Raw genomic sequence first — 10,955 nt, 5'->3', positions numbered from 1 at the left:
TCGAGCCCGCTACGCCTCCTGCTCGCCGCACACCTGCGGCGTGGCACCGGCCCGCGTGGTGTAGAGCGCTCTCAGCTTGGTGCCGCGGCTCTTGGCGCCCTTGCGTTGCCCGACGTACTTGCTCGCGATCCAGGCATCACCCGGAGCGATCACGTCGAGCCGCACCACCTTGGGGGACTGCTCGGACTCGGGGGCCGGGGGCAGCGGCACGTCGTGCCACATGCCGTCGGTGGTCTGCATGGCCACCGTGTCATCGCGGAACCGCAGCCACGGGGTCCCGTGCTCGAGGCCGGCCACGCTGCCGATGCGCCGCCCCTCGGGGGTGGGAATGGCCTCCCAGCCGGCCTCGCCGTGGCGCCAGAGCTGGTCGCCGCGAACGACCCACGCCACGCCGTTCCTGGCGTCGAATTCGGGCTGCCCTCGGCCCTTCGGGGGCTCCACTGCGGTCACGTCGCCATCGCTCCAGCGCAGCAGATCGGTGCCGCTGAGCACGAACCCACGACCCTGGTCGTCGAGGCGGAAGTGGAACGTGTAGTAGTCGTCGCCCGAGAACCGCTTGACGGTGCCTTCTCGGTCGCCGGGGCGCCACGTCGCGACCCACGCATCGTTGCAGTCCACGCTGGCCATCACGGTACCGTCGGCCAGCACCGCAACGTCCGCGATGTAGAGCTCGTACGGCTCGCACTTGCCCGCCCGCTGCACCTTGGCGAGCGACGGGCCCTTGCCCTCGCCACGGACCACGGCCAGGCGCGATCTTCGACCCTCGTCCATGCCCGTCTCGACATGCGCGAGGATCGATCCGTCGATCCACGGCCAGGCGTCGTGGTAGTTGGTGTCCTCGCCCAGGGTCTTGATCTGCTTCCACCCCTCGGCGGTCTGGCGGTAGAGCCAGCGCCAGGTACCGTCGCGCGCGTCGCTCTCGATCATCACCAGCAGTTGATCGGGCCAGCGACCCAGGGCGTGATCGATGGCGTCGTGCCACTGGTCCTCGAAGCCGACGGGGATCGGCTCGATGAGCTCGCCGCTTGCGCCGAGGCGGAGCAGGTGGTCCTTGTTGTTCGAGCGATAGTGAACGAAGGTCTGATCGTCCACCGTCGACACGTCGATGTAGTCGCACTTGCCGTGGAAGGCCAGCCGCAACGAAGCGGGCTCGGCGTTGGGTGCGACTGGCTCCGGCGCGGGCTCTGGCTCTGGCGCGGGTGCGGGCTCTGGCGCGGCCTCGCTGGCGGGAGCAGGCGCGCTCGCAGGCGTGGGCTCGGATGCCGCGAGGCTCGGTGCGGACTCGGGCGGGTTGGGGGTCGAGGTCGCCTCGGGGGTGCATGCCGTCGCCAGCAGCAGCGCGAGGGTCAGGGGACTCGAGAGCTTGGTGATCGTGCGCATGATGATCATGGGCCCTGCGGGGGCGTCAGAGGGGAGCGAGCCATCCTTCGGCCACGATCACGCGGTCGAAGATCCGGGGACTCGGGTCATCGGGGTAGTCCATGTCGAGGCGCTCGTAGGCGACGCGCCAGCCGAGCGCGACCGCCTCGAGGCCGGGAGCCCGCAGCACCACGCGAGTCGGCTCGGGGGAGGCTCCGGGGCGATCGTCGGCGAGCTGTCGCAGACGGCTGCGATGGCGGCCGATGCGACGGGTGAGCTGGCGCTCGTCGTCCACCACCCACTCGCCGTCCTCCTCGTGACCGAGCTCGATCGACAGCCGCCGAAACGGATCCCCGGTGGGGAACGCGTGGCCGATCGCCCCGGGGGCGAGCTCGAGCCAAGCCCCGTCGCCCATGCGCTGCGCTCGTACGTGCACGGCGGCCCGCAGCATGGCGGGGTCGCGCGACGCTTCGAAGCCATGGGTGCGTCGGCCATCGGAGCCGAGAGGCATGTGACACGACTGACACGGCTCGTCGGCGAAGGCCGATGCGCGGTGCTCGGTGAGGGTGGTCTGCATCATCAGCCCGGGCAGGAGCTCCGAGGGGAACTCGTGGCAGGCCGCGCAGGCTGCGTTGGTGGCGAAGGCCTCGCGACGCACGATGGCGTGGGGACTCGCGGCCGCCGGGCGAGCGCTGGGGGCCGCGAGCACGGCTCCGACGGGCAGCGTGGCGTCGGGCGGCACGTGGCAGGTCACGCACGCCACCCCGATCGCAGCGACCTCCCGTGGCGGCGGGCTCGACGGGTCGCCCTCGGGGGCATGGCAGCCGCGGCAGAAGGCCCGCGGCTCGCGGGCGAGCGCGACGGCGACGTCGGGATCCACGAACGCTTGCTGGTGCAGCGAGCCCTGCCACTGGGCTGCAACCTCGACATGGCACTCCACGCACTCGCGGTTCTGGTCGACGCGCAGCGACGACGGGGCATCGCGTGCGGGCCCGGGCATCGCCGTGGGCCTGGTGCGTCGCGAGCTGGCGTGGCTGGCGTGGCTGGCGTGGCCGGCGTGGCCGGCATGGCCCGCCAGCAGCAACGACCCGAGCACTACCCCGGTCCACCCCAGCGTGCGTGCCATTGCGGAGCCCCGGCTCATGCACGTCCTCGATGCCCGAACATATTCCCCTTCAGCCCTCGGGACACTCCACGTCGAGCTCGATGGCCGGGACGCCCGGCAGGGGCGGATCGGGCCCGAGCTGCCACGAGGTGTTGCGGCCCCAGCACCAAAGGCGCCCCGACTCGGCCAGGCCGCACAGGTGCGCGGCGCCCAGCGAGAAGCTCACGATCGGCTCGGGCAGCGCGTCGACCGTGAGCACCCGGGTGGGGACGAGCAGCGGCGTGTTGTTGGCGACGTCGGTGCCCAAGAACCCCCCGTTGTCGTCGCCCCAGCACCACAGGCTCTCGTCGGCCAGCAGCATGCAGGTGGTGTCGACCATCGCTTGCAGGGCCACCACGGGAGCGGGAGGCGTCATGGCGATCGCATTGGGGAGCTGGCGGTTGTTGGTGGTGCCGTCGCCGATCTGGCCCAGATCGCCCTTGCCCCAGCAGCGCACCGCCATGCCTCCGTTGATCGCAGCGCAGTTGTGGTTGTGGCCGGCCACCAGCAGGATGGCCGCGCTGGGCAGGGACACCGAGGCCGGGTCGGCGGTGGGCCCCGGCACGTCGTTCTGTCCGAGCTGCCCCACGTTGTCGCGACCCCAGCACCACACCTGCCCGTTGGCGAGGGCACAGCTGTGGTCGTTGCCCAGCGCCAGCCAATCCACCGGGTTCATGCCCGGGACGGCGCCGTCGATCGGCTGGGTTCCGCCGCCGCCCAGCTCGCTGTAGGTGTTGTTGCCCAGGCAGCGCACGCCGGGGCCGCCGGGCTCGCCGATGCAGGTGTGCGCCTGCCCCTGCCCCAGGGCTCCGGGCGAGCCATCGACGGGCAGGGCGGTCGGGCTCACCACCGAGGGAGGCGCACCGGCTGGGGTGGTGATCTCGCCGTTGTTGTTGTCGCCCCAGCACCACAGCGCGTCGTCGGAGCCGAGGCCACACGTGCCGTTGTTGCTGGCCTGCAGCCACTGGATGAGGGCCTCGCCGGGGATCACCACGCTCTGGGGCTCGGGGATGGGCCCGGCCCCGGCGACCCCCTGGCCCAGCTGACCCTGATTGTTGGCGCCCCAGCACACCACGTGGCCGTCGGTCCGGACCGCGCACGTATGGTTGGCGCCGGTCGCCACCGACTGGGTGCACGGGCAGGGATGATCCCCGCAGGGGTTGCCCGAGCTCGAGGAGGAGCCATCGTCCGTGATCGAGCCCGAGCTCGAGCCCGACGACGAGGCGCTCGAGTCGTGGGACGAGCTGCTCGAACCCGACGACGACGACGGATCCGCTCCGGTCGACGACGTGCCTTCGGGGAGCGAGGCGCACTGCCCTGCGAGGTCCTCCGGGGTGCTGCGGTCGTGCCAGCGGTAGCCGCTGTCGCACGCATCGTCGGGCAAGGCGCAGTAGCCCGGCGACAGGCACCGCCCGGTGCGACCGTCGAGCTCGCACTGGGCGTCGTCGCTGCAGGGGAACGCGCCGATCTGGACGCAACCGAGGAGCCCGAGCCCCAGACCTCCCACCAGCGAGACCCCGTGCGCTCGTCTGCCGTCCCCCTGCACCGCCTGCGAGTGTCGGATACCCGGGCGGCGAAGTCACCCGGGGTCGACTATAGTCGGGCCCGTGGACGCCGGATCCGAGGACTTCGAGCTGCTCCAGCGCTGGCGGGCGGGGGACCCCAGCGCCGGTGATGCGCTGGTACGACGCCACTATGGCTCGGTGCTGCGGTTCTTCGAGGTGCGCACCCGCCTGGCCGAGGACCTCACCCAGCGCACCTTCCTCGCGTGCGTCGAGGGGCGCGAGCGCTTTCGCGGCGACGCCAGCTTTCGCGCCTATCTGTTCGGCATCGCGCGCCGGCAGCTGTTTCGCCACCTCGAGGACGAGCGCCGCGTGGATCGCCTCGCCAGCCTCGACGAGCCCGAGCCCCAGCCCGGCACCTCGCTCAGCGTGCTCGTGGCGCGGCGCGAGGAGCACCAGATCTTGCTCACCGCGATGTCGGGCCTGCCCGAGGAGGTGCAGACCGTGATCGTGCTGCACTACTGGGATGGCCTGATGGCGCGCGAGATCGCCGAGGTGCTCGAGGTGCCCACGAGCACCATCACCACTCGGCTGGCCCGGGCTCGCCAGGCGCTGGGCGACCGCATCCGGCGGGTGGCGCGGCGAGGTCGCGCAAGCGACGCTGTACTGGCCGACCTCGATGGTTGGGTGCGCTCGCTTGCCGATCCGGCAACCATGGCCGCCCTGCGGCCCAGGATTCCCCAGCTGGTGGCTCGTCGTCGGTAGCCAGCCCGGGCCCCCCGCGAGCGATTGCCGGCGAGCGAGTGCTCGAGCTGGCCCCCAAGGGGCCTTGGTTCGTGGTGGTGACGCCGTCCTGCGGTACGATGGCGGGCCGTGGACGCCGCCGTCTCGAGCCCCCCGGGCTTGCCCGCGGGGACCCGCTTCGGAGACTTCGTCGCCGCGCGGCCGCTGGCCGCCGGAGGCATGGCCGAGCTCTACCTCGCCGCGCGTCCCACCCCCGCCGGCCCGCCGCAGCTCGCGGCGATCAAGCGCATGCTCCCGCACCTTGGCTGGGATCCCGAGTTCGTGCGCATGTTCCTCGAGGAGGTCCGCATTGCGGCCAGTCTGGTGCATCCCAACATCGTTCGGGTGCTCGACTTCGGGGTGGGCGAGGGCGGCCACTACCTCGCGATGGAGTACCTGCACGGTCGCACCCTGCGGTCGGTCGAGCGCAGCATCCGCGAGGCCGGCCCGCTGCCGCTGGCGTTCTCGGTGGGCGTGGTGATCGAGGTGGCGATCGGCCTGCACGCGGCCCACGAGCACCGCGACGTGCACGGCAACCCGGTCGAGGTGGTGCACCGCGACGTGACGCCCTCGAACGTGATGGTGGCCTTCGACGGGTGCGTCAAGCTCCTCGACTTCGGCATCGCCCGCGTCACCCAGCAGACCCAGCTCACCCGTGCCGGCACCCTCAAGGGCAAGATGGGCTACATGTCGCCCGAGCAGTGCCGCGGCGACGTGGTCGATCGCCGCAGCGACGTGTTCGGCCTGGGCATCCTGCTCTACGAGCTCACCGTCGGTCGTCGCGCCTTCTATGCCGACAACGACTACGCCGTGATCGGCAAGGTGATCGACGGCAACTACGTGCGCCCCCGCCGGGCGATGCCGGACTATCCCGCCGCACTCGAGGCGGTGGTGACCCGAGCGCTCGAGGTCGAGCCGGACCAGCGCTATCCCACCGCCGCGGCCCTGGTCGAGGACCTGCAGCGCTTTGCGGTCGCGTTCGGGCTCGACCTGGAGGCGCCGGCCCGCGCGGGCCTGATGCAGCATCGCTTTGGCGCCGAGCCTCCACCGCAGGTGGACCTGGCCCTGCTCGCGCCCCCTCGGCCCGCGCCCGCGCCCGCGGCTCGGTCGTCGCCGGTGCGGTGGATCGTGCTCGCCGGTCTCGGCGTGGGCATCGGCGTGGGCGGGTTCGTGGTCGGTGGCTTGGCACGCGACAAGGAGACCGCAGCCGCTTCGTCGTCGCCTCCGCCCGCGCAGGCGCCCGCCGTCGTGGCCGGGTCCCCCGAGGCGCTCGCCGGACCCGCGGCGCCCGACCCCGCACCGGCCGAGGCCGAGGTCGACGAGGCGACCCTCGACGAGGCCGGAGGCGACGACTCGCTCGCGACCGACACGGGGCAGCTCGAGTGGGTCGAGACCGAGGGATTCGAGACCGAGGGATTCGAGACCGAGGGATTCGAAACCGAGGGACTCGCGACCGAGGGCGGTGATGTCGCGGGCGCGAGCCGAACCGGTCGCAAGCGCCGTCGTCGTCGTCCCAAGGCATCCACCTCGTCGGCCAATCCCGACAGCATCCTGCCGCCGAGCTGGCGTGACCAATGATGCAGCTGCCGATCTCGCTCACGCTCACCCTCGCGCTGGGCACCCCCGCGCCCTCGACCGCCGTGCGCCCCGCGGACGACGACGCGGCCTACGTGCGCGCGGTGGCCAAGCGCGTGGCGACCCACGTGGAGGCTGGTCGCTACGAGCAAGCGCTGCAGGAACTCGACGACGCCGAGCGCGATCGACCCCACGCCGTGTTCGTGTACATGCGCGCCACCATCGAAGAGCGACGCGGTGACTGCGGGCGTGCTATCGCGCTCTACCGTCGATTCCTCGAGCACGACGTCCCGCCCGCCGACGCCGACGATGCTCGACGTGGCGTGGCCCGCTGCGGCGGCGAGGAAGGCACGGAGGTCTCGACCGCCGAGGGCTCGATCACCGAGTCGACCGAGGGCGATGGCTCCGAGCCCGGCGATCCCAGCGGTGGTACCCAAGAGGGTGGAGGCGATGCTCCCCCGCGCCGGTGGATCACCGATCCTTGGGGCGGTGCGCTGGTGGCCGCAGGTGTGGTGGGCGTGGGCGTGGGTGCGGGTCTCATCGTTCGTGCCCAGGCCGATGCTCGCGCCACGGCCAGCGCCGCCGATCTCCAGACCCACCAAGATCTCTCGCGCAGCGCCGAGCGGCTCGACCGCGCCGGGATCATCACCCTCGCGGTGGGCTCGGCCCTGGTTGCTGCGGGCATCGTTCGCTACGCGCTCATTGGTGCGCGCGGTCGCAAGTCGCTGGCGCTCGTGCCCGCCCCTGTGAAGCGTGGAGCCGAGGTTGGGCTCATCGTGAGGTTCTGACGCTCGCGGTGGGCTCCATGCCCGAGTGGTCGTGGTGAGCTCACGAGCGCGCATCGGTGCTGCCGTGCCTCGGGCCCCCATGCATCGATCGAGTCGATGAACGTCACGATGGTGGTTCGTCTCATCCATCAGGACGCTTGGTGCATCTCCTCGGCCGAGAGGATCCATGCACCGATCACGACACCTGCTCCTTCGTACCCTTTCCGCCCTGGCTTTGCTCGCTACCGGTTGTACCGACGGTGATGCTCCATCCGACGAGGGCTCCTCCGAGTCCTCGGGCGGGGGCGCGCCGCTCGGCCTCGCTCCGGTCGAGGCCACCATGCTCGTCCACATCTACTATCAGACCCCCGAGACGCTCGAGCGCCTGGCCACGGAGGTCGACCTGCTCGAGCACGCCGACCGTGCCGAGGGCTACGTGGCCGCGTTGATCGAGCCCGACGAGTACGAGCGCCTCGTGGCCGAGGGACTGACGGTCGAGGTCCAGCAGGAGCCCACCTCGATCTTGCAGCGCATGCTGGACGCGGGCGGGTTCCGTTCGATCCCGAGCTATGCGTGCTACCGCACCGTCGAGGAGACCGTGGACACCATGACCACGCTCGACTCGAACTACTCCGGCCTGGTGGAGCTCGTCGACATCGGCGACTCGTGGGACAAGGTCACCGCGGGGGGCCCCGCTGGCTACGACCTCCAGGGCATGGTGCTCACCAACGAGGCCATCGCCGGGCCCAAGCCGCGGTTCTTCCTCATGGGGGCGATCCACGCGCGTGAGTACGCCACCGCCGAGATCGCGATCCGCTTTGCCGAGCAGCTGGTCGAGGGCTACGGCACCGACCCCGACGCCACCTGGCTGCTCGACCACTACGAGCTGCACGTGCTGCCCCACGCCAACCCCGACGGGCGCAAGATCGCCGAGCAGGGCTACACGCAGCGCAAGAACCGGAACACCAGCGCGGGGTCGTGCTCGTACCCGCCCACCGCGAGCAGCCAGCACGGCATCGACCTCAACCGCAACAACTCGTACGAGTATGGTGGCGCGGGCACCAGCACCAACGCCTGCAACCTCACCTATCGCGGCACGGGGGCGAACTCCGAGCCCGAGACCCAGGCGCTGCAATCGTACATGAGCTCGATCTTCGCCGATCAGCGCGGATCGGGCAGCAGCGATGCTGCGCCGGACGACACCACCGGTATGATGATCACGCTGCACTCGTACGGAGAGCTGGTGCTGTACCCGTGGAGCTGGGGTGCCAGCGCGGCGCCCAACCTCGCCCAGCTGCGCACGCTCGGGCGCAAGCTCGGCTACCACAACGACTACGAGGTGTGTCAGGGGCCCCTGTGTCTCTATTCGGCCAGCGGCACCACCGACGACTGGGCCTACGGCGAGCTCGGCATCGCGGCCTACACGTTCGAGGTGGGCACCTCGTTCTTCCAGAGCTGCGCCAGCTTCGAGTCGACCGTGGCTCCCGTCAACCTCGAGGCGCTCACCACCGCGTTCAAGGCCGCGCGTCGGCCGTACCAGACCCCGTCGGGGCCCGATGCGGTGGGGGTGGCGGTCTCCGCCTCTCCGGTGACCGCGGGCGCCTCGGTCACGCTCACCGCCACCGCCGACGACACGCGCTTCGACAGCAACGGCTGGGGCACCGAGCCCTCGCAAGACGTGGCGGCGGCTCGCTACTCCGTCGATCACGCCTCGTGGACCGGCGCGCCGCTCACGGCCATGGCCGCGAGCGACGGCACCTTCAATGCGAGCAGCGAGGGCCTGACCGCCACCATCGACACCTCGGGCTGGGCCCCGGGGCGCTATCTGCTGCTGGTCGAGGCTCGCGATGCGGCCGGCAACTGGGGAGCGCCCAGCGGCGTGTTCCTCGACGTGGAGGCGGCCGGAGGCATGGTGGAGGTCTGCGGCAACTCGCTCGACGACGACGGTGACACCGACGTGGACTGCGACGACGCCGACTGCCTGGGGACCCCGGCGTGTGCGGAGCCCGAGGTCTGCAACGACACGGTCGACGACGACGGCGACGGCGACGTGGACTGCGACGATGCCGACTGCGGGGAGGACCCCGCGTGCGTCGAGCTGGACTGCGACGACACGATCGACGACGACGGCGACACGCTGGTCGACTGTGACGACCCCGATTGCACGGGTGATCCGGCGTGCCCGCCCCCGTGGACGGTGCTCGATCAGGCCGACTTCGAGAGCGGCTGGGGGATCTACATCGACGGCGGCACCGATGCCCAGCGGCTGAACAACGCCAGCTATGCGCACGGCGGCAGCTACTCGGCCGAGATCCGCGACAACTCGGGACAGGCTTCGTCGTTCTACTCCAACCCGATCGACCTCAGCGGCTACACGAACCTCGAGGTCGACTTCTGGTACTACGCGCGCAGCATGGAGAACGGCGAGAACTTCTTCGTGGAGCTGTACGACGGCTCGAGCTGGCAGGTGATCGCCGATCTCTCCCAGCCCGCCGACTTCGCCAACAACACGATGAACAACGAGATCATCACCGTCGACTCGGGCTCGTACACCTTCAGCAGCGTGGCGCGGCTGCGGTTCCGCTGCGATGCCTCGAACGACTCCGACTGGATCAACGTGGACGACATCACGATCTCGGCGTACTAGGCTGGCCGAGACGCGAGGGCGCCCGAGCACGGTCTCGGGCGCCCTCGTCCCCTCGCCTGGGCATGACTCCGCCCGGACGGAGTATGATGGAAGCGATGGTACGGCGGCTGCGCATCCTTCTCCTGACGGCCTCGCTCCTGATCGCGCTCTCGTGTGGTCCACTGGTGGAGCTCCCCGACGAGGACGCCGACGCCTCCGGTGAAGGAACGACCACGGCCACGACCACGACGGGCACCACCACGACCCCGCCGAACACGACGACGAGCACGACCACGCCGGGTACGGCGACCCCGCCGACGGCCGACGATGCGAGCGATGACGAGCCGCCCGAGATCCCCGACTTCGTCACCGAGACCTGTGGCGAGCTCGGTGAGGCCTGTGTCGATGGCGTCTTCGACTGCTGCTCGGGCAACTGCTACTTGGTCGGCCCGCTCGGGGGCGTGTGCTCGGAGTGCGACGAGGACGCCGATTGCCCGCAGTGGGGCTGCAACCCTGCCTCGCCGCTCGAGGGAATTCCCGCGTGGTGCGGAGACGGCCTGTCGGGCTCGGGCTGCGAGACGAACGCGGCCTGCCAGCCAGGCTTCGTGTGCGACACGATCTTCGAGATTCCGGGCATCGTGGAGACCAGCACCTGTGGCGAGTGCTCGAGCGACACCCCGTGCCCTGCGGGCAACCTGTGTGCACCCGCCTACGATCTATCCCTGTTCGCCGGCCACTGGTACTGCGTTCCGCAAGGCGCACTACCGCCGGGGGCGGGGTGCGACGAGCCGGGCACGGGCGATCTGCAGTGCGCCTCGGGCCACTGTGCACCGGCCTCGCTCATGGGGATCTCGGTGATCGGAGTCTGCTCGGAGTGTGAATCCAATCTCGACTGCCCGGGCGGCTCGTGCGTGCTTCCCGAGGTGGTGATCGAAGGCAACGAGCTGGTCGTCGAGCTGGGCTACTGCGGGTGAGCCAGGGACCCTGGAAAATGATGTGCGACACGTGTCCTCGGCCGGAGTCCGCTTCGGAACTCCGCCGTTCCCCGAAGAAGGCGGCGTGTAGCGCATCGCCTTGACACCCTCGGCTCGGCCCCCTATCCTCGAAATGTTGCCATACGGGGCTTTGTGCCGCCGTCACGTGTAACGCCAGCCTACATCCGGCAAGGATCGCCCCGCGCGATCCAGAGCGTACCTCCT

8 protein-coding genes are annotated in these 10,955 nt (G+C 70.7%); 5 read left to right on the top strand and 3 right to left on the bottom strand.

Annotated elements, in window-relative coordinates; translation table 11 throughout:
* Positions 1-9: 9 nt before the first annotated feature.
* From OEB96_RS42600 to OEB96_RS42590, 3 genes are read right to left on the bottom strand one after another with little or no spacing between them, the layout of a single operon-like run.
* The gene (locus tag OEB96_RS42600; RefSeq protein ID WP_266222704.1) at positions 10-1,380 is read right to left on the bottom strand and encodes a hypothetical protein; all 1,371 of its coding nucleotides are present in this window, start codon (positions 1,378-1,380) and stop codon (positions 10-12) included.
* A 25-nt stretch (positions 1,381-1,405) separates the two neighbouring features.
* Positions 1,406-2,503, bottom strand: coding sequence for a multiheme c-type cytochrome (locus tag OEB96_RS42595; protein WP_266222703.1), 1,098 nt, complete (start codon positions 2,501-2,503; stop codon positions 1,406-1,408).
* 31 nt (positions 2,504-2,534) lie between these two features.
* Complete coding sequence (locus OEB96_RS42590; RefSeq protein WP_266222702.1) at positions 2,535-4,049, bottom strand: RCC1 domain-containing protein; 1,515 nt, start codon at positions 4,047-4,049, stop codon at positions 2,535-2,537.
* A 61-nt stretch (positions 4,050-4,110) separates the two neighbouring features.
* Here OEB96_RS42590 and OEB96_RS42585 point away from each other — a divergent pair, with 61 nt between their 5' ends.
* The 5 genes from OEB96_RS42585 to OEB96_RS42565 all read left to right on the top strand — a co-directional run bounded on the left by OEB96_RS42585 (position 4,111) and on the right by OEB96_RS42565 (position 10,730).
* The gene (locus OEB96_RS42585; protein ID WP_266222701.1) at positions 4,111-4,770 is read left to right on the top strand and encodes an RNA polymerase sigma factor; all 660 of its coding nucleotides are present in this window, start codon (positions 4,111-4,113) and stop codon (positions 4,768-4,770) included.
* A 108-nt stretch (positions 4,771-4,878) separates the two neighbouring features.
* Positions 4,879-6,366, top strand: a complete 1,488-nt coding sequence (locus OEB96_RS42580; protein ID WP_266222700.1) for a serine/threonine-protein kinase — start codon at positions 4,879-4,881, stop codon at positions 6,364-6,366.
* Positions 6,363-7,151: a tetratricopeptide repeat protein gene (locus OEB96_RS42575; protein ID WP_266222699.1), complete on the top strand. Its 789-nt coding sequence runs from the start codon at positions 6,363-6,365 to the stop codon at positions 7,149-7,151. The genes OEB96_RS42580 and OEB96_RS42575 overlap by 4 nt, the downstream gene beginning before the upstream one ends.
* Positions 7,152-7,470: 319 nt before the next feature.
* Positions 7,471-9,777, top strand: a complete 2,307-nt coding sequence (locus OEB96_RS42570) for a M14 family zinc carboxypeptidase (RefSeq protein WP_266222698.1) — start codon at positions 7,471-7,473, stop codon at positions 9,775-9,777.
* A gap of 95 nt (positions 9,778-9,872) precedes the next feature.
* Entirely contained in the window at positions 9,873-10,730 is an 858-nt protein-coding gene (locus tag OEB96_RS42565; protein ID WP_266222697.1) for a hypothetical protein, read from the top strand.
* Positions 10,731-10,955 lie beyond the last annotated feature (225 nt).

It is taken from the genome of Paraliomyxa miuraensis (assembly GCF_026337845.1).
Lineage (GTDB): Bacteria > Myxococcota_A > Polyangia > Nannocystales > Nannocystaceae > Paraliomyxa > Paraliomyxa miuraensis.
This window is presented reverse-complemented; position numbering and strand designations above follow the sequence as displayed.

What these genes read in the sequence shown, in the direction of transcription:
- OEB96_RS42600 (WP_266222704.1), bottom strand. Translation starts at nt 1,380, where the DNA reads ATGCGCACGATCACCAAGCTCTCGAGTCCCCTGACCCTCGCGCTGCTG.
- OEB96_RS42595 (WP_266222703.1), bottom strand. Translation starts at nt 2,503, where the DNA reads ATGAGCCGGGGCTCCGCAATGGCACGCACGCTGGGGTGGACCGGGGTA.
- OEB96_RS42575 (WP_266222699.1), top strand. Translation starts at nt 6,363, where the DNA reads ATGATGCAGCTGCCGATCTCGCTCACGCTCACCCTCGCGCTGGGCACC.
- OEB96_RS42565 (WP_266222697.1), top strand. Translation starts at nt 9,873, where the DNA reads ATGGTACGGCGGCTGCGCATCCTTCTCCTGACGGCCTCGCTCCTGATC.
- OEB96_RS42570 (WP_266222698.1), top strand. Translation starts at nt 7,471, where the DNA reads ATGCTCGTCCACATCTACTATCAGACCCCCGAGACGCTCGAGCGCCTG.